The organism is Streptomonospora arabica, assembly GCF_039531585.1.
GTDB lineage: Bacteria > Actinomycetota > Actinomycetes > Streptosporangiales > Streptosporangiaceae > Streptomonospora > Streptomonospora halophila.
In genome coordinates this window covers 306,409-324,643 of record NZ_BAAAQI010000003.1, presented here as the reverse complement: position 1 = coordinate 324,643, position 18,235 = coordinate 306,409, and the positions used below count along the sequence as shown (strand labels likewise).

The window sequence follows — 18,235 nt, the reverse complement described above, 5'->3', positions numbered from 1 at the left end:
GCAGCAGGATACGGACCGACGCCGACACCCGCCCGCCCGCGCGGACCCTCAGCCGTCGGACTCGGCGGTGTGCTCGCTGGAGGCGGCGGAGCCGGACTCGGCGGTGACGATGGCGACGTCGGAGTCGGCCTCGCGCAGCCGCCGCGCCCGGTCGAGCCAGAGGCGCTTGCGGCGGGCGAGCCGCCGCTTCGTGCTCACCCGCGCGTAGCGCGCGAGGTCGCCCGCCGAGGGCCGGGGAGCCCCCGACAGCTCGTAGCCGTTCTCGCGCAGCCGCCTGCCGAGAACGGCCTCGGCCAGCGCCGCCTCCCACGGGTCCAGCCGGTCCTGCCAGGATCCGGAGCTGGAGGCGTTGACGTCGCGGCTGGTGTTGCTGTGCCAGGTCTTGAACTTGGGCACCGCGCTCTTGGCCACGCGGCGCGGCTCGCACATCGCGGGGTCGAACTCCTCGCCGAGGAAGTCGCACAGCGCCGACAGCTCGCGCGCCGGGTCGGCGACGAGGTCCTCGTAGCGCAGCTGGTGGAAGGTGTCGGGCCCCAGGCGGCGGACGGCGGTGCGGCCGTAGTCGATCGCCTCGGCCCACGTGGAGATCGCGTGGTAGCTGGTCTGCTTGTACCAGGGCATCTGCTTGAGCGAGCCGACGCAGTCGCGCCCGTCGCGGATCAGGTGGACGAACTGCGCGTGCGGGAACATCCGCCGCAGCTCGTCGACCGCCTGGTAGTAGCCCGGCCGCTTGTCGCCCCAGCGCTCCTTGCCGAAGCGGCGCGCGTACTGGCGCAGCACGGCGCCCAGCGCCGATCCGACGGTCGGCGGGCCGTCGACGATGGCGGCCACCGTCTCGTCGCGGTCCAGCTTCAGGTCGCGGTAGCGGGTGTTGCGCGGGCCCGTGACCGCCTCGGCGAGCCTGCGGCGGTTCGCGCCGTCCTTCAGGTCGCCGAACTCGGCGCGGCGGCGGTAGACGTCCAGCATGAACCGGGTCTCCGGCGGGATCGCGAGGCGCGGGTGCGCGTGCAGCATCAGCTGCAGGAGGGTCGTGCCCGACCGGGGGCAGCCGATGACGAAGATCGGGCGCTCGGCGGGGGAGGGCCAGCCGTCCACAGGTGAGCCACCGCCCATCGTTGTGAAATCAGGATGCGGAATGCGGGATCGGCCCGGCGGGCCGGTGATCAAGACAGACTATCGGCCGCCGACCCTCGGGCCCGAAACACCGGATCGGCGGTGTCGGCGCCGAATCGACGGTGGCGGCATCCCGCGGCGGCGGGGGTGCCGCTGCGGTGCGGGAGCACCGTCTGGCATGCTTGCCGGCTCACAGGGCCGCCGGTCGGAGCGGCGGCGAGAAAGAGGGGAACCCCATGGTCGCGGACACAGGACCACAGGCGCAGGTGGCCGGCGCGGCGGCCCGGCCCGCCACCCGCGCCGACTGGCTGCGGCCGTCCCAGGTGCTGCGCTTCGCCTGGCAGGAGGCGCTCTCCTGCCTGTTCGCGGTGTGCCTGTTCGCGGGACTGGCGCTCTCGTCGGTCGTGCCGCTGCCCATCGCCCGCTACGACGCACTGCTGCTCTACGGCATCGCGCTGACCGCGGTGTTCTGGGCGACCCGCCTGGAGACCGGGTCCGAGGCACTCGCGGTCGCCGGGTTCCACGTCGTGGGGCTGGTGTTCGAGTTGGTCAAGGTGCACATGGGGTCGTGGAGCTACCCGGAGGAGGCGCTGACCAAGATCGGCGGTGTGCCGCTGTACAGCGGGTTCCTCTACGCCGCCGTGGGCAGCTACGTTTGCCAGGCCTGGCGGCGGCTGGACCTGGAGTTCGCCGGCTACCGCCGGGTCGCCACGGCGCTGGTCGCCGCCGCGATCTACACCAACTTCCTGACGCACTACTGGCTTCCCGACGTGCGCGTGGTGCTCGCCGCCGCCATGGTCGCCGCCACCTGGGGGGTGATGGTGCGCTTCACCGTGGGCGCGGTGCGCTACCGGATGCCGCTCGCGCTGTCGTTCGTGCTGATCGGCTTCTTCCTGTGGGTGGCAGAGAACATCGCGACGTTCCTGGGGGCCTGGGAGTACCCCCACCAGGCCGACGTGTGGCGCCTGGTGCACCCGGCCAAGTTCGGGGCCTGGGCGCTGCTGGTCACGGTGGCCTGCGTGATCGTCGCCACCTGGAAGTACGCCGGCCGCGAACGCGCCGTGCCGCCCCGGTGAGCGCCGCGGTCCCCGCTGCCGGGCCGGCGCGGTAGATTGCCCGGCGTGGGAACGAGCGGAGAGCAGGCCGCGGCGCAGCGGTCGGTGCTGATCTACACAGACGGGGCCTGCGCCGGAAACCCGGGGCCGGGCGGTTGGGGCGTGGTGCTCCACTACGGAGAGCACTCCAAGGAGCTCTACGGCTGTGAGACCCGGACGACCAACAACCGCATGGAGCTCATGGCGGCCATCATGGCGCTCGAGGCGCTGAAGCGGCCGCTGGCGGTGAGCCTGCACACCGACAGCACCTACGTGCGCAACGGCATCACCTCCTGGATCCGCGGCTGGAAGCGCTCGGGCTGGATGACCAGCGGGAAGAAGCCGGTGAAGAACGCCGACCTGTGGCAGCGCCTGGACGCCGCCGCCCAACGGCACGAGGTCCGGTGGAACTGGGTGCGCGGGCACAGCGGGGACAGCGGCAACGAGCGCGCCGACGCGCTGGCCTGCCGCGGCAGGGACGAGGCGCGCGGGGGCTGAAGGCGCCTCCGGCACCGCGGAGCGGCTGCGCCCCGCCGCCGGCCGCGGCGGCGACTCGGGCGCGGAACCCGCCGTTGCCGGGCGCCGCCGGGACTCGGCGTCCGCGCCGAAGCGCGGCCGGGAGCCCGCCCGGGGCCACCCGGACCCGCCGCCCCCGGAAGCCGCGGCGAGGGGCCGCCCCGAGCGAAACCGATCGCCGCACCGCCGCCCCCGCCTGGGCAACCGGCGCAACGCCGCACCGCCGCGCGCTGCGCGCGCCGCTCTCGGTCGCGGTGGCCGCCGAGGCCCGGGCTCCGGCGATCGCCGGGGGCGTCGGGCAGGAATCGGCGGCGGCGCGCAGCGGGCTCGTACGGCTCGGTCCGGGCGTCAGCCGGAAGCGCTCCCGGACCCCTCCGGCTCCGCGGCGTCCTCCGCGAGGCTGCGGTGCTTGCGGGCGACGACAGCCGCGACCGCCGGCGGGACCGCGGCCAGCGCCGCCAGGCGCATCCACGGACGGTCGAACACGTGTCTTGTCGCCTCGTCCAGCGACAGCCGCCCGGGGCCCTGGGCGACCAGGGCCGTCGCGCTCAGCGCGATCAGCGCCGGGTACTCCAGCCCGCCCTCGGTGTTGAAGAAGCCGTTGGGTGCGTGCGTCTCGGCCGCCACGCCCATGGCCCCGGCCGCCGCCGCGCCGCCCGCCGGAGTGCCCAGTCCGAACGCGAGCGCCGCGCCGCCCGCCGCCTCGCACAGGCCGGCGACCGTCGCCATGGGGCGGCCCGGCCGGTAGCCCATGCCGTGGAACCCGCTCGCTGCGGCGTCCAGGCCGCCGCCGCCGAACCAGCCGAAGAGCTTCTGCGTGCCGTGGGCGAACAGCGTCGCCCCCAGCCCGGTGCGGATGGCCAGGGCGGCCACGTCCCCCGTCGTCACGCGTTTCATCATGAGAACCTCCACGCGTCCTTCCGCTGCGACTTGCGCCCGGCCCCCGGCGACGGGTGCGCAGGCGGTCGGTCCCGGCGCCCGCTACCCGGTTGGTGGGACCGCAAGCGAGAAGACCACGCGGGCCGGGGCGCGGACCGGTGGAAAACGCCGCGCCCCGCTCAGGTGACGGCGGCGATGACCACCAGGACGGTCGCGACGGCGGCGAAGACCAGGCCGAAGAGCAGGGTCAGCACCGGGGCGAGCAGGAGGCGCCCCGGTCCGCCCACCGTGAAGCCGGTCGGGTCGGCGGGCTGGTAGGTGATCTCGACCCGCTGTCCCGGGCGGTTGCGGTCGAAGCCGGGGGTGTCGGGCGCGCGCCGGTGCACCCGGCGGCCGTCGGGCAGGGTGAACCGGACCGCGTAGGGGTGCACCCGGGTCGTCGACGGTCCGTCGTCGTCGCTGGAGCGGCGGATCTCGGTCCACGTCTGCGTGATGACGCCCTCGGCCGTGGTGGAGACGCGGCGCCTGCCCACCGCTGTGGCGAGGAAGTCGGCGCCGGCTCCCGCGATCGCCGCGGCCGCCGCGAAGAACACCAGGGCGCTCCCGAGGAGGAAGTACCGCGTGTAGGCGGGGTCGTAGGGTCCGTACAGGGTCGGGGCGAGGGCGAACATGATGAGGCCCCACGCCAGCAGGACCGCCGTCACGGCCGCGAGGGCGCGGATCAGCCGACGGCGCAGCGGGGAGCGCTCGGCCTTCTCGGCGCCCGCGACACCGTGCAGGTAGGGGTTGTCCGTGATCTCGACGTTGGCGGGGTCCTCCGGGTCGAACAGGACCTCCACGCGCCACCCCTCGGCGGGGACGATCCCGCCGAAGCCGCCGGTGAACCGGTGCTCGTAGTCGCGCCCGGCGGGGTCGGCGTAGGCGAGCACGAACGGCTGCTCGAACGCGCCGCGCGTCTCGGGGATCGCCGGTTCGACCGCGGTCACCGTCGCCCGCGTGCGGACGCCGTGCTCGGCGCGGCGCTGCCGCCGGCGCCGCGCGCGCAGGCCCAGCACGGTGAACAGCGTGCCGAAGAGCGCGAATGCGGCGCCCAGCGCGACGACGACCACCACGGCGACAGACAAGGGGGCACCCGCTTTCCACGGCCGCGGACTCGGCGCAGAGGGCACCCTACCGTCCGCGGTGCGGAGCGCAGCGCCCGGTAGGCAGGGGCGCGGTCAGCCGGCGGCGGAGTCCACGGCCTCGAGCACGTCCTTCCACTGCGGCAGCCGGTCCTCGGTAGGCGCATCGGGGTCGAAGAGGACGCGGGCGCCCATCCCGCGCAGCGTCTGCACACTGGCGCCGGCGGCGGGGTGGCGGGCCAGCGGCCCGTTCAGGTGGGGCACGCAGACCGTGGGGACGCCGTGGCCGAGCATCTCGCAGGCGACCGCGACCGCCATGGTGTCGGTGAACCCGGAGGCGATCTTGTTCAGCGAGTTGAAGGTGAGCGGGCAGGCCAGCAGGGCGTCCGGCGGCAGCAGACGCTCGCCGGTGCCGGGGAGCCGGAAGTCCACCCGCACCCGGTCGCCGCTGATACCGGCCAGCTCGTGGACGTCGTGGAAGCGGGTGCCCATCGGTGAGCAGATCACGGTGACGGCCCATTCGCGCTCCCGCGCCTGCCGCACGAGGTCGGCCACGCTCTCGCGCGGCGAAGAGGCTCCGGTCACCACCAGGTACAGGGTGCGGTCGTCCATGGGCCGAGTCTAGGTAGTCCGCGCCACCTGTTCGGACCCGCCCCGGGCGGCCCCGGCCTCGCGCCGGGGCCGCCGCCTGCGGGAGGCGGGCCCCGCCCCCGCCCGGTGCCCGGTTCAGCCGGACGAGGGCCGCCGGCGCCCGTGCGGGGCGGGGGCGTCTGCGCGGGTGCGCCGGTCGCGCAGGCGCGTCAGCCGACGAGGTCGGGCCGGTAGTGCCGGAGCTGGGCCAGCAGCGGGTTGGCCGAGTTCGCGGGGCCGGCGGCGGAGAACGACACGGCGACCGGTTCGCGGCCTGCGGCGTCGCGGGGCTGCTGCGCCAGGTGGTTGCGCAGGTGGGCGGGTGTCGAGTGCGGCAGCCAGCGGTGGCCCCAGCCGATGATCCCCTGGGTGCGGACGGCGGGCGCCTTCGCGACGAGCGTGCGGCCGGCGTCGGGACTGACGTCGCGGATGCTGGGGCCGCGATCGTCCTCCACCGTGCCCACGCCGGTGATGTCGGCCCACCGCAGGCGGACCACGAAGCCCATCCGGTCGCGCAGCTCCACTCCGGTGGGCGAGGCCGCGACCGTGGTCCGGGTGAACATGCGGCGGACCTTGGACGCGAGTACGGCGGCGAGACCTGCGTCCACCGCGAGCCCCAGCAGCACCGCCGGTACGACGGCGATCGGCCCCGAACCGGCGAAGGGGGAGAACAGCGCCGTGCCCATCGGCGGCACCACCGCGAAGACCGCGATGAAGGCGGGTGTCCAGGGCAGCATCCGGCGCGCGTAGTCGTTCGCGGTCGCCTCGGGGCGCAGGTGGGTCACGGCCGGATCGTCGGCCGGCGGCCACTCGTCGTGCCCTTGCCGGTGACGGTCGGGATGGGACGATCGCGGAGGTCGGGGAGGGTGTGCCATGGCCGAAAGGATAGGGCCCGGGCGACGGAGCGCCACCCGGCTCTCCCTGAGAGTGATCGGGAGCAACCGCCGACGGGGCGCTCCCGCGCCCGGGTCCGCTCGGCGGAACGGGCCCGGCCGGGGTCACCGCTCCCGCTCGTCGCTCGGCGCGCAGCCGTGCTCGTCGCGGCGGCGTTCGAGCATGACGGTGTCTCGCCAGACGCCGTGGTGCCTGCCGATGCGCTCGCGCACGCCCAGCGTGCGGAAGCCCGCGCTGCGGTGCAGGGCGAGGCTGGCCTTGTTCTCGGGAAATATCGCGGTCTGCAGGGTCCACAGGCCGCCGGCGTCGGCGGCGGTGACCTGCCTGTGGATCAGGGCCTTGCCAACGCTGCGGCCGCGGGCGGACTCGGCGACGTAGACCGAGGTCTCGGCCACGCCCGCGTAGACCGCGCGGTCGGACACGGGCGCCGCCGCGGCCCAGCCGACGGGCTCGTCCGCGCCGTCGAGTACGGCGACCCATCGGTGGTCGGCCAGCCACCTGGCGTCGAGCTCGCCGGCGGGCGGGACCTCCGTCTCGAAGGTGGCGTCGCCGGTGGCGATGCCTTCGGCGTAGATGCGGCGCACCGCGTCGAGGTCGCCGCGCCGCATGGCGCGCACGGTCACGTCGGAGGGCAGGTCGGTGGGGCAGCACGGCCGGGAGTCGAGCAGTCCCATCACGGCGTCGGCGGCGTGCGGCAGGCCGGTGCAGCAGGCCGGGTTGATCAGCACGCGGGTGGAGGTGCCCGACTTGGTGAGCGTGACGAACCCGACGTCGGCGAGTTTGCGCAGGTGGTGGGACACGGTGGGCTGGCGCAGGCCCAAGGCCTCGGCGAGCCCGCCGACCGTCGCGGCGTCGGGCGCGGAGGCGATGGTGTGCAGGAGGCGGACCCGCGCGGGCTCGGCCAGGCAGGCGAACCAGGCGGCATAGGTCTCGGCGTCCGCGGCGGCGAGCGTCGGCAGCGAGGGAGACGAGATCGGAGCGGTCATACCCCCATTATCGACCACGGTCAATGGTTGCGCCCATCAGTGAGGTCCGCGCTGCTGAGGGATGCCCTGTGATGCCCTGCTGAGGGACGCGGTGGCGCGGACAACGGGTCCGCGGCTTCCTCGTCGCCGCCGCCGTGGCCGGTCACGCCGGCTGCGCACGGTGGTGCCGTACTCCGTCGGACGCGGGGGAGCGCTGCCGCCATGGCTTGGAAGCCTCCGCCTGAGCCGTACGCGCCCGCCATCGGCGCGCCGCCGTCGAACGCCGGCGTCGCGGAGGCCGTAGCACGGGTTCACCGCCAGAGGGCGGTACGGGGTACGTGTCATCAGGCCTGCGGGGCGCCGCGGGCTGCAACCCAAATCGCAACCCCGGCCCCACCCGGAAGCTCCCCGGGCGAAGTAGATGCAGGTGAAGCGTGGTGGCCCCAGGAGGATTCGAACCTCCGACACCCACTTTAGGAGAGTGGTGCTCTGTCCCCTGAGCTATGAGGCCGGAACCGGGGACCAGCCTAGCGGAGGATGGGGGGCCGGTGGGCGGCTGAACGGCGGTCCCACTACCTACCCTTGCAGGCGGTCAGGTTGTCACGGCAAGTCTGTGGTCTTGGTCACATTTGGCCTGTGAGGCGCTCAACGGAGGTTGCGGTGCTGTAACGGCCGTAGCCTGGGACGCGGAATGAACCACCGGTGACCTGCCGTTTCGCAACGACATCGACGCAGATGCGCGGTGTCGGACCCTCAGACTCCCCCCGTGTCCGCCGGAGAATCCATCTCGGTCCGTCCAATAGTGGACATGTAGTAACTTGCGATGCGGCCACGTGCACCACCGATTACTCGCAACCGGAGGACCTCCTCGTGCCGTTCAACCTCGATTCGACGCGGCCATCGGCCCGCGTTCAGCGAATCGGGTCCTCCCGCTCCTCACTGGCACTGCTCGCACGCGCGCGCAGGCACGGGGGGCTTTCGGTGATCGTCGCCCTCATCATCGCACTCTTCCTGGTGCCTGGTGCTGAAGTCGCCTTCTCACCCGTTAGCTCTCCCGCTTCCGCTGATTCCAAGCTCGACAAGCTGAAGAAGAAGGCGGACGAGGCCAAGGACGAGTTGGAGAAGGCCACCGACGAGTACACCAAGCAGGAAGACGAGCTGAACGACGCCCAGGACAAGCTGGTCTCCACGCTGCACGACCTCCAGCAGACCGAGCTGCGCCTGGCCGACATGCGCGAACCGCTGGCCCAGCTGGGCAGCACGCTCTACATGCAGCCCAACGCCGGTGTCCTGGGCATCCTGACCTCCGGCAAGCTGCAGCAGGACCTGCAAGTCGAGTCGCACGTGCTCAAGCTCGCCGACGACCGCCAGGCCATGCTGGACAAGGCGAGCGACCTGCGCGAAGAGCAGTCGGACCTGGCCGCCCAGGCCCAGGATCTGCAGACCGACACCCAGCTCAAGCGCGTCGAGCTTGAGGAGAAGCTGGACGGCCTGCGGGCCGAGTCCAAGGACAGCACGCAGGAGCTGACCAAGGAGCTCAAGGACCGCGGACTCGACCCCGAGGCCTACTTCGCCGGCGCCGAGTGCGACCCCTCGATCGCCGACAACGCCGACGGCTACCCCAACGGGCTGCTGCCGCAGAACAGCCTGTGCAAGCTGCACACGGACGGCGAGTTCCTGCGGGCCGACGCCGCGATCGACTTTCTGAAGATGAACCAGGCCTACACCGAGCGGTTCGGCGAGGGCATGTGCCTGACCAGCTCCTATCGCGACCTGTCCAACCAGCAGCGCCTCTACGCCACCAAGCCGCCCGGCATGGCCGCGGTACCCGGCACCAGCAACCACGGCTGGGGACTGGCCGTCGACCTGTGCGGCGGTGTGCAGTCCCAGGGGAGCGCGCAGTTCAACTGGCTGGAGGCCAACTCCACGAAGTGGAACTGGTTCCACCCGCAGTGGGCGTACTCCAACCCCTTCGAGCCCTGGCACTGGGAGTACGACGCCGAGCACGGCTGAGAGACGGTCGGGTAACCGGGTGACCACACGGTCGGGTCGGCTGGGCGGCTGCTCCAGCGTGCGCTCTGACCAGCCGGCCGTGTGGCCATCAGCCGGATCGTCGCGGTCGTGACCACGGTCGCGGAATCGCCGGTCGGACGCTCGTAATCGCGGGCCGGGCGCCGGTTGCGCACCGGTCGGCCGAAGGTCCGCTCGACCACCCGCCTGCGCGGCAGCACCTGGAACCCCGTCGCGTCGTCGCTGCGGCGGACGATCTCCACGACCGACCGGAACCTCTCCGAGGCCCAGGCCGGCGGCCGGTTGCCGACCCGGTCGGCGTAGCCGGCATCGGCCCGGACCAGGCCGATGGACGGGAAGGCCGCGGCCGGCCGCTCCAGCACGCGGCGCCCGCCGGGACGGTCCTCCGAGGCGGAGGTCACCGCGACCACGAGGGCCGGCCCGAGCGTGTCGGTGATCAGGTGGCGCTTGCGGCCGGTGGTCCTCTTGCCCGCGTCGAATCCGCGCTCGGCACCGCCTTCGCCGGACTTGACCGACCGGGCGTCGGGTACCGCGGTCCAGCGGACGGCCGCACGCCGCCGGACAGGCCGGTCAGCGGTGTGCCGAGCGTCGGGGAACGGGGCCGCCGGGTCGGCGACGACCGCGCCGTTCACGACCTCCGCCGCCGGGCCCACCGGGCTTCTCCGCAGCAGGAACGCCGGAAGCCGCCCCTACCCCGCCCCCGCTAGGGACGTCCGGGCCGTCGCGTGGCCGGTCTCGGGCGGCCGCGCGGTGCCCCGGGGCGAACAGGCACAAGGTGCTGACATGGATCATCTTCGGAGGGTGATCGACAGGTGCGATGTGCCCGCGTGCCCTGCGAGGGCGCGCGCCTCGGCCGGGCGCACGGCCAGCACGAGCAGCGGGCCGGCCGACTCGGCGCCCGAAGCCCCGGCCTCCTCGACGGCGACCACCGGGCGGTCCTCGACGACGGTCCGCGCGGGCGGCGCCTCGCCGCCGAGGGGCGCGGCGCCGCCGCCCGCGGCCGCCAGCACGTCGACCCTGCTGCCCGGGTGCACCAGGCCGTCGGGGAGCGTGCCGGTCGGCCGCACCGGGGCCGCCACCAGACCCGGGTCACGCCCGTGTGCGGGAGGCCCGGCGATGCGCGCGCGGGTGAGGACCTCGCCGCGGGTGACGGGGCCGGTGAGCGAGCGCCCGAGCGGGTCGTCGTGCGGGCGCAGCGCGTGCTCGGGCACCGCCGCCGGCGGCAGGGCCCGCACTGCGAGGTCGCCGGGCGCCAAGGGGGAGAGCGCGTCGAGCCGCCGTGCGGCCACGAGCACCTCGGTGGCGGGTGCCGGCGGCGGCCGCAGCAGCAGCACTGCGCCTGTCAGCGCGAGCGCGGCGCAGAGAGCGCCCAGGGGTCGGCGCAGGCGGGCGAGCGCGCGCAGCGGTGCGCTCGCGGATCCGCGCCCGCTCACCGCGCCGCCCCTGCGGGCGAGGGCACGGAGCCGGGCGGGCAGGGATGCGGAGCGAGCGGGGGCGGGACCACTTGGGGGTCCGGGACCGGAGTGCGGGCGGAGCGTGCGGTGAACACAACGGCGGCGTGCATGTCCGTACGGTAGGCCGCCGGTCGCCGACCGTGCCGCCGCCGTCCACAGGCGCCGCGGGTGGGTTTGCGCCAGGGGGCCCGGGCGCCGCGGTCGGCGTCCATGTTCCCGGCCGGGAGCGGGGCGGGGCCGCTCGGGCCGTCGCCGCCCTCGCGGCCTCGGCGGCCCCGGAGCGCACGAGCGGCGTGTGCGGCGGTCGGGCGGCGCTACCGCGGACGGGAACGGCCGCGCGGCGTCCTCGCCGCCGGCCGGCCGTCCTTCGGGACCCCGGCGACGGGCGGGAGCGCGTATGACCGGCCGCGGCGGAACCGCCCGCCGGCCGCGCCGGAATCAGCCGGGCGCCGGAGGCCGGGCGGGTGCAGGGACCCGCCTCAGCTGCTCGCGGAGGTGGAGGAGGCGCCGGATCCGGCGGGGGCCTTGCTCTCCTTGGCGCCGGAGCCGGAGGAGTCCGACTTCGCCGAGGAGGAGTCCGATCCGGACGACGATCCGGAGGACGAACCGGAGTCCGATCCGGAGGGCGCCGACTCGCTCTTCGCGGTGGCGCCGGACTCGCCGTTCGCGCTCGCGCCGGAGGCCGCCGTGGACGACCGGTCCGGGGAGGCGCTGCTGTCGGTGCGGTAGAAGCCCGATCCCTTGAAGACGATGCCCACCGCTGAGTACACCTTGCGCAGCCGGCCCTGGCACTCGGGGCAGACGGTGAGCGAGTCGTCGCTGAAGCTCTGCACGACCTCCATCTGGGAGCCGCACTCGGTGCATGCGTACTGGTACGTCGGCACTGGGTCCTCCTATTGGCACTCTCACCCGTCGACTGCCAAATATTACGCGGTCCGGCAGCACAGCCGCGACATCGGGGGTGCGGCGCCGTCGAGATCGCCTGCGATCACGCTGCCGTCATGCTCGAACGCCGCGGGCCCGGCGGGTGTTCCCCCAGTACAGGCGGACGCGTCCGCCGTCAGGCCGCCGGCAGCAGGCGCATCCCCCCGCTCGGCGTCACCACCCCGTCCACCGGCCGGTCGTGCGGCTCGGCCGGGACCGACTCCACCAGCTCTGTGTCGTAAATCACCGCCAGCGTGCGGGTGTGCGGACCCACCCGGGCCAGCGCCCGGTCGTAGCACCCGGCGCCCCGCCCCAACCGCAGCCCGCGGCCGTCCACCGCCAGCGCCGGGCACACGACCGCCGCCGCCCGGCGCACCGCATCGGGCCCGTAGCGGCGCCCCGTCGGTTCCAGCAGCCCGTACCGCGCCTCGGCCAGGCTGTCGGGCCCGTCGTAGGCGGCCCAGTCGAGCTCGCCGCTGTCGAGGAACACCGGCAGAAGTACGTAGGTGCCGCGCTTCCACAGCGCCGCGATCAGCTTGCGGGTGTCGGGCTCGGTACCCACCGCGTAGTAGGCGGCCACCGTCCCGCCCGTCGTGAGCAGCGGCTCCGCCGCCAGCGCGTCGCGGATCGCCGACCCGGCCGCGCTCCGCTCGTACTCGGGCATGGACCGCCGCGCCGCGGCGATCCGCCGGCGCATCTCCTGCTTGGTCTCCTGTGCGCTCACGAGACAGCAGTCTCCCAGCTCGTGCGGTCGGCGGTGGCGCCCGGGAGCGCCCGGCCGCCACCGCCGCCGACACGGGCTCCGGCGCCTCCGGCCGTTCGGCCGCACAGGCCCACGCGTGCCGGACGCCGCGCACCCGGGCGGTGTCCTAAAGTGCCGACATGACAGATACAGAACGCCGCCCCGGCGTCGCGAAGGCCGTCGTGCCCGCGGCCGGACTGGGCACCCGGTTCCTCCCGGCCACCAAGGCGACACCCAAGGAGATGCTGCCCATCGTCGACAAACCGGCGATCCAGTACGTCGTCGAGGAGGCCGTCGCCGCCGGACTCGACGACGTACTGATGGTCACCGGCCGCTCCAAGCGCTCGATCGAGGACCATTTCGACCGCGCCTACGAGCTGGAGGAGGCGCTGCGGGCCAAGAGCGACACCCAGCGGCTGCACGCCGTGCGCGAGTCCAGCGAGCTGGCGCAGGTCCACTACGTCCGCCAGGGCGAGCCCCGCGGCCTGGGCCACGCCGTGCTGTGCGCCTCCGCCCACGTCGGCGACGAGCCGTTCGCGGTGCTGCTCGGCGACGACCTCATCGGCCCCCGCGAGGCCCTGCTGCGGCGCATGATCCAGGTCCGCGAGACTTACGGGGGCAGCGTCGTCGCCCTCATGGAGGTCGAGCCCGAGCAGGTCTCCCTCTACGGCTGCGCCGCCATCGAGCCCACCGGCGAGGACGACGTCGTCACCGTCACCGACCTCGTCGAGAAGCCGGCCGCCGACCAGGCGCCCAGCCGCTGGGCGATCATCGGCCGCTACATCTGCGACCCCGCCGTCTTCGACGTGCTGCGCGAGACCCCTCCCGGCCGCGGCGGCGAGATCCAGCTGACCGACGCGCTGCTGGAGCTCGCCCAGCGCAAGCCCGCCGACGGCGGCCCCGTGCACGGCGTGCTCTTCCGCGGTCAGCGCTACGACACCGGCAACAAGGCCGACTACCTGCGCACTGTGGTGGAATTCGCATGTGAGCGCCCGGACCTGGCCGCGGACCTGCTGCCGTGGCTGCGCGACTTCGTCGACCGGCACACCGCCGCCGGCGGCGACTCCTGAACACGCCTCCACCGCCTCCGCCCCCAGCACGCCCGAGGGCGGCCCAGCCGATCAGTGGGTGAGGAAATGAAGACCGTCGAGCAGCACATCCGCGACGTCCTGGACCTGGTCGAGCCGCTCGAACCCATCGAGCTGGACCTGCTGCGCGCCCACGGCGGCGTGCTCGCCGAGGCCGTATCCTCCGCCGTCTCACTGCCCCAGTTCGACAACTCCTCCATGGACGGCTACGCGGTCGCCGCCGACGACCTCGCCGGCGCCTCCGCGCAGGAGCCGGTACGCCTTCCCGTGGTGGCCGACATCCCCGCCGGCGACGTGGCGGCCACCGCCGTGCGCCGCGGGCACTGCGCGCGCATCATGACCGGAGCGCCGCTGCCGCGCGGCGCCGACGCGGTGGTCCCCGTCGAGTGGACCGACGGCGGTCTGGCGACCGTCGCCGTCGACCGCCCGGTCCAGCCGGGCAACGCCATCCGGCGGGTCGGCGAGGACGTCGAGAAGGGCACCACCGTTCTGCGGCCGGGCGTGCGCCTGGGGGCGGGGGAGCTCGCGGTGGCGGCCGCGGTCGGCCGCGGAACGGTGCCGGTGCACCCCCGGCCACGCGTGGTGGTGCTCTCCACCGGCGCCGAACTGGTCGAGCCGGGATCGCCGATCGGCCCGGGCCAGATCTGGGAGTCCAACAGTTACATGCTGACGGCGGCGGCGCTGGACGCGGGGTGCTCGGCGGTCCGCCGGGGCTTCGTCGGCGACGACCCGGCCACCGTCCTGGAGACCGTCGAGGACGTGCTCGTGCAGGCCGACATCGTGCTGACCACCGGCGGCGTCAGCATGGGCGCCTACGACGTGGTCAAGGAGGTGCTGTCGCGGCTGGGCACGGTGAGCTTCGACAAGGTCGCCATGCAGCCGGGGATGCCGCAGGGAGCCGGCACCGTCGGCGAGTCCGCCACCCCGATCCTGACTCTGCCCGGGAACCCGGTCAGCTCCTACGTGTCCTTCCAGCTGTTCGTGCGGCCGGTGCTGCGCCGGCTGCGGGGGCTGGCGCCCGACCCCCTCCCGGCCGTGCACGCCCGGCTCACGGCGCCGGTGCCGCACTCGCCCAAGGGCCGGCGCTCCTACCTGCGGGCGGTGCTGGAGTACGACGGCTCGGCAGGACCCACCCCCTACACCGCCCAGCCCGCCACCCGGCAGGGGTCCCACCAGCTCTCGGCGCTTGCGGAGGCCAACGCGCTGGTCGTGGTCCCCGAAGCGGTCACCGAGCTGGAGGAGGGCAGCGTGGTGGAGGTCCTGCGCCTGCCCGAGGCATTCTGACCGCAGCCACCGGCCCCCGCTGAGGAGGAGGAACACCATGTCAGAGGCCCATCCTTCGGGGCTGAGCCACCTGGACTCCGCGGGCGCGGCCCGGATGGTCGACGTGTCGGCCAAGGACGTCAGCGCCCGCACCGCCACCGCCGCCGGCCGTGTCCTGCTGTCGGCCGAGACCGTCGCCGCGCTGCGCGGCGAGGGCGTGCCCAAGGGCGACGCGCTGGCCGTTGCGCGGCTGGCGGGCATCCAGGGGGCAAAGCGGACCCCCGACCTCGTCCCGTTGTGCCACCCCATCGCGGTCCACGGCGTCGACGTCGACCTCAAGGTCGCCGACGAGGGCGTGCTCATCAGCGCGACGGTGCGCACCGCCGACCGCACCGGAGTGGAGATGGAGGCGCTCACCTGCGTGATGACCGCTGCGCTGGGCCTGGTCGACATGGTCAAGGCGATCGACCCCGAGGCCGTGGTCACCGACGTCCGGGTGGAGGAGAAGACCGGCGGCAAGACCGGGCACTGGAGGCGGTCGCGGTGAGCACAGGGCACGACGCGGAGAGCCCCGCGGACGGCGGAACCACCGCGCGCTACCGGGTCGCGGCGATCACCGCCTCCAACCGGGCCGCCGCCGGCACCTACTCCGACCGCTCGGGCCGTGTGCTGTACGAGGAGCTCACCCGCGTGGACGGCGTCGCCGCCGTCGAGGGGCCCTGGGTGGTCCCCGACGGCCCTCCGGTCGGCGACGCCCTACTGCGTGCCGCGCGCGAAGGCTGCGACGCGGCGGTCACCACGGGCGGCACCGGGCTCAGCCCCACTGACGCCACCCCGGAGGCCACGCGCTCGCTGCTGGCCTTCGAGATCCCCGGAATCGCCGAGGCGCTGCGCGAGACCGGCCGGGCCAAGGGCGTCGCCTCGGCCGTCCTCTCCCGCGGCGTGGCCGGGGTCGTCGAATACAGCGGGCGGCGGATGCTGGTGGTCAACCTGCCCGGTTCCAGCGGCGGCGTGCGCGACGGAATGGCCGTGCTCGGCCCGATCCTGGCCCACGCCCTCGACCAGATCGGCGGCGGCGACCACCCGCGGTCGGCAGGCTGACGCCGGTCCTGCGGTGGTGGAATACTGGAGGAAAGCGACGGGGGCGCCACGCGTTCCCGGCCCGTCGAGACACGGGAGCACAGAACGCACCCGCCGGCCGGCCACGGGGTGCCGGAGGCGCCGGAAGGACGCGACGTGAATCGGATCCGCGGCTGGCCGATCACCCTTCATGAGGGCCCGATCGGCTTGCGCCCGCTGCGGCTGCGCGACGCGGGCGCACTGCGTGAGACGCGTACCCGCAACGCCGACTGGCTGCGTCCGTGGGAGCCCACCTACCCCGAGATGCCGCTGAAGACGACGGGCCTCTCGCCGTACGTGGCGATGCTGCAGGCGATCCGCCGCGAAGCCCGCCACGGGGTCTCGATGCCGTGGGCGATCACCTATGACGGCGTTTTCGCCGGGCAGCTCACGGTCAGCGCGATGGTGTGGGGATCGGCGCGCTCGGCCCAGGTGGGCTACTGGATCGACCGGGCCTGCGCCGGGCGCGGCATCACGCCCACCGCGGTCGCGCTGGCCGTCGACCACTCGTTCTTCACCGTGGGCCTGCACCGGATCGAGGCCAGCATCCGGCCCGAGAACCAGGCGAGCCGGCGGGTGGTCGAGAAGCTGGGCTTCCGCGAGGAGGGACTCCGCAGGCGCCAGCTGCATATCGACGGCGCGTGGCGGGACCACGTCAGCTACGCGCTGACCATCGAGGACGTGCCCGGCGGGCTGCTCGCGCGGTGGCGCCGCCGCGGCCGGGTCGCCGGCTCCGACAGCACCGCCGGCGGGGCGCCCTAGGCGTGTGCGACGGGTCCGTCCGTAGCGGGCGGCGTGCTCGGGTGCGCCCCGCGCCCCAGGCGCGAAGCGCCGTTCTCCGGGCGCGGGGCGCTGCGAATGGGACCGGCGCCGCGCTCGCGAGACCGGGGAAGGAGCCGGGGCGGGTCCCCCGCCGACCGACGGGAACGCGGCGGGAGTGGTGCCGGGGCGCCGCGCCGTAGCACAGCGACCCGTCGGACACCCTCTAGCATCCCGCGGCGGCTCCGCGCGGTCGGGGGCCGGTCACGGCCAGATGCGCACGGTTAAATCGGTGTCAGCACACCGCTGTTCGCGGGATAATCGCCGATACCCGGCCGCAATCCCGCCGGCGGTGCGGACGATGCTGCCGCGATCCGCAGGCGAGCCCGGGTATCGGTCGGCCGCCGCGGCATCGGATATCCGGTGGTGTATGCGGCGGCCGGTAAATCCCGTGGCGCCTCGCGCCTCTATCGGGGTAGCGGGTGGCGGAAGGAATGCCCGTGGCGCGCAGCGCCTCCCATCGGGGCGGCGGCGCGTGGCGGGCGGGAAGAGGAAAGACTGTAATCTCACGACACTCCGGTCCGAATACTGCGCATTTATGGACACCTGGTCGTACCGTGCGGAACGTAGACGCACTAACGATGCAGGCAACACGTACATATGGCGCATGGGGGACGGCGAATGACGAGGGGCACGATGAACGGCTCAAGCGCCGGATCGTGACCTCGGGGCGGCCCGCCGACGGGTCGCCGCCCGGCATGGGCCATGAACGGGCATCGTCGCCGGAGCGTCTGGGACTGTCCGGTGGTCGGCGGTACGAGGAGGGGTCGTGAGCAGCTCTCCTCTGTATCTCGCCATCGTGGTCGTCTGGCTCATCGTGCTGGTGCCGATGCTGCTGCGCCGCGACTCCGCGGCGCCCTACGAGGACGGCGCCGAACTGGACGCCGACTTCGACGGCGACCTCCGCGAGGATGGGGACGCCGAGGACGCCGACCGCGGCGGAGACGCCGAGGACGCCCGCGCCTTCGACGCGGAGTCCGCCGAGGAGGAGCCCGAGTACGGCGGCCGCGCCGCCGGGGTCGAGCGCGCCTCCGAGCGCGAGGGCCGCCGCGGCGTGCCGGCCGCGCCCGTGCGGGACCGGGACGAGCCGGCCGACCCGGACGAGACCCGCGTGCCGTCGCGGGCGGGCGCCGGGGAACCGGAGGACCCGGAGGACGAGGAGACCGCGATGGAGTCCGGCGCGCCGGCTCCGCGGCCGCGTCCCAGCCGGGCCGCGGTCATCGCCCGGCGCAGGCGCCGCACGAGCGGGCTGACGGCCCTTCTCGCGCTGGCCGGTATCGGTGTCGCCACCGGGCTCGGTCCGTGGTGGGTGCTGGCGCCGCCGGCCGTGCTGCTGCTGGGCCACCTGGCCCTGCTGCGCGAGGCGGCCAAGGCCGACGCCGAGCGCCGGGCCGCCCAGGCGCGGCGCCGCCGCCGGGCGGCCGAGGTCCGCCGCGCCCGCGAGGCGGCCGAGGCGGCGCGCGAGGCACAGGTCATCGAGCTGATGAACCGCCGCAGGGAGGTCTACGACCAGTACACCGACGCCCACCAGCGTGCCGCGGGTGACTAGGGGGTTCCCGGCGCCCGCGGCGCTTTCCGGTTCG

18 protein-coding genes, 1 tRNA gene and 1 pseudogene are annotated in these 18,235 nt (G+C 74.3%); 9 read left to right on the top strand and 11 right to left on the bottom strand.

Annotated features, from left to right (window positions below; genetic code table 11):
• Positions 1-48 precede the first annotated feature (48 nt).
• On the bottom strand, positions 49-1,113 hold the full coding sequence (locus ABD284_RS07570) for a sulfotransferase family protein (protein ID WP_344141802.1): 1,065 nt from the start codon (positions 1,111-1,113) through the stop codon (positions 49-51).
• A 236-nt stretch (positions 1,114-1,349) separates the two neighbouring features.
• Here ABD284_RS07570 and ABD284_RS07565 point away from each other — a divergent pair, with 236 nt between their 5' ends.
• Together ABD284_RS07565 and rnhA are read left to right on the top strand one after the other, a co-directional pair.
• Positions 1,350-2,189, top strand: coding sequence for a DUF817 domain-containing protein (locus ABD284_RS07565; protein WP_344141801.1), 840 nt, complete (start codon positions 1,350-1,352; stop codon positions 2,187-2,189).
• Positions 2,190-2,234: 45 nt separating this feature from the next.
• On the top strand, positions 2,235-2,705 hold the full coding sequence (gene rnhA / locus ABD284_RS07560; protein ID WP_344141799.1) for a ribonuclease HI: 471 nt from the start codon (positions 2,235-2,237) through the stop codon (positions 2,703-2,705).
• Between the two features lie 366 nt (positions 2,706-3,071).
• On the opposite strand, the gene ABD284_RS07555 is transcribed toward rnhA, so the two are convergent.
• The 6 genes from ABD284_RS07555 to ABD284_RS07530 all read right to left on the bottom strand — a co-directional run bounded on the left by ABD284_RS07555 (position 3,072) and on the right by ABD284_RS07530 (position 7,723).
• Positions 3,072-3,611: a DoxX family membrane protein gene (locus ABD284_RS07555; RefSeq protein ID WP_344141798.1), complete on the bottom strand. Its 540-nt coding sequence runs from the start codon at positions 3,609-3,611 to the stop codon at positions 3,072-3,074.
• A 170-nt stretch (positions 3,612-3,781) separates the two neighbouring features.
• Positions 3,782-4,726, bottom strand: a complete 945-nt coding sequence (locus ABD284_RS07550; RefSeq protein WP_344141797.1) for a DUF3592 domain-containing protein — start codon at positions 4,724-4,726, stop codon at positions 3,782-3,784.
• 93 nt (positions 4,727-4,819) lie between these two features.
• Positions 4,820-5,335: a flavoprotein gene (locus ABD284_RS07545; RefSeq protein WP_344141796.1), complete on the bottom strand. Its 516-nt coding sequence runs from the start codon at positions 5,333-5,335 to the stop codon at positions 4,820-4,822.
• A 188-nt stretch (positions 5,336-5,523) separates the two neighbouring features.
• The gene (locus ABD284_RS07540) at positions 5,524-6,138 is read right to left on the bottom strand and encodes a hypothetical protein (RefSeq protein WP_344141794.1); all 615 of its coding nucleotides are present in this window, start codon (positions 6,136-6,138) and stop codon (positions 5,524-5,526) included.
• 213 nt (positions 6,139-6,351) lie between these two features.
• Positions 6,352-7,233, bottom strand: coding sequence for a helix-turn-helix domain-containing GNAT family N-acetyltransferase (locus tag ABD284_RS07535; protein WP_344141793.1), 882 nt, complete (start codon positions 7,231-7,233; stop codon positions 6,352-6,354).
• A 414-nt stretch (positions 7,234-7,647) separates the two neighbouring features.
• Positions 7,648-7,723, bottom strand: a tRNA-Arg gene (locus tag ABD284_RS07530).
• A gap of 428 nt (positions 7,724-8,151) precedes the next feature.
• On the opposite strand from ABD284_RS07530, the gene ABD284_RS07525 reads away from it, so the two are divergent.
• Positions 8,152-9,225: a D-alanyl-D-alanine carboxypeptidase family protein gene (locus ABD284_RS07525; RefSeq protein ID WP_417788072.1), complete on the top strand. Its 1,074-nt coding sequence runs from the start codon at positions 8,152-8,154 to the stop codon at positions 9,223-9,225.
• 179 nt (positions 9,226-9,404) lie between these two features.
• Here ABD284_RS07525 and ABD284_RS25745 read toward each other — a convergent pair.
• The 4 genes and pseudogenes from ABD284_RS25745 to ABD284_RS07510 form a co-directional block, all read right to left on the bottom strand.
• Positions 9,405-9,875, bottom strand: a pseudogene (locus ABD284_RS25745) (transposase); the annotation flags it as partial.
• Positions 9,876-10,031: 156 nt separating this feature from the next.
• Positions 10,032-10,676 (bottom strand): SAF domain-containing protein, encoded by a 645-nt coding sequence (locus ABD284_RS07520; RefSeq protein ID WP_344141791.1) that lies wholly within the window; start codon positions 10,674-10,676, stop codon positions 10,032-10,034.
• 500 nt (positions 10,677-11,176) lie between these two features.
• The gene (locus ABD284_RS07515) at positions 11,177-11,581 is read right to left on the bottom strand and encodes an FmdB family zinc ribbon protein (RefSeq protein WP_344141790.1); all 405 of its coding nucleotides are present in this window, start codon (positions 11,579-11,581) and stop codon (positions 11,177-11,179) included.
• A 176-nt stretch (positions 11,582-11,757) separates the two neighbouring features.
• A complete protein-coding gene (locus tag ABD284_RS07510) occupies positions 11,758-12,318 on the bottom strand; it encodes a 5-formyltetrahydrofolate cyclo-ligase (protein WP_344142028.1) in 561 nt (186 codons plus the stop codon).
• Positions 12,319-12,503: 185 nt separating this feature from the next.
• On the opposite strand from ABD284_RS07510, the gene galU reads away from it, so the two are divergent.
• From galU to sepX, 6 genes are all read left to right on the top strand, one after another.
• On the top strand, positions 12,504-13,433 hold the full coding sequence (gene galU / locus ABD284_RS07505) for a UTP--glucose-1-phosphate uridylyltransferase GalU (RefSeq protein ID WP_344141789.1): 930 nt from the start codon (positions 12,504-12,506) through the stop codon (positions 13,431-13,433).
• Between the two features lie 66 nt (positions 13,434-13,499).
• Entirely contained in the window at positions 13,500-14,735 is a 1,236-nt protein-coding gene (glp, locus tag ABD284_RS07500; protein WP_344141788.1) for a molybdotransferase-like divisome protein Glp, read from the top strand.
• Positions 14,736-14,772: 37 nt separating this feature from the next.
• Positions 14,773-15,261, top strand: coding sequence for a cyclic pyranopterin monophosphate synthase MoaC (gene moaC / locus ABD284_RS07495; RefSeq protein WP_344141787.1), 489 nt, complete (start codon positions 14,773-14,775; stop codon positions 15,259-15,261).
• Positions 15,258-15,815 (top strand): MogA/MoaB family molybdenum cofactor biosynthesis protein, encoded by a 558-nt coding sequence (locus ABD284_RS07490; protein ID WP_386698929.1) that lies wholly within the window; start codon positions 15,258-15,260, stop codon positions 15,813-15,815. The genes moaC and ABD284_RS07490 overlap by 4 nt, the downstream gene beginning before the upstream one ends.
• A 135-nt stretch (positions 15,816-15,950) precedes the next feature.
• Positions 15,951-16,595, top strand: coding sequence for a GNAT family N-acetyltransferase (locus ABD284_RS07485; RefSeq protein ID WP_344141786.1), 645 nt, complete (start codon positions 15,951-15,953; stop codon positions 16,593-16,595).
• Positions 16,596-17,421: 826 nt separating this feature from the next.
• The gene (gene sepX / locus ABD284_RS07480) at positions 17,422-18,201 is read left to right on the top strand and encodes a divisome protein SepX/GlpR (RefSeq protein ID WP_344141785.1); all 780 of its coding nucleotides are present in this window, start codon (positions 17,422-17,424) and stop codon (positions 18,199-18,201) included.
• The last annotated feature ends 34 nt before the right edge of the window (positions 18,202-18,235 follow it).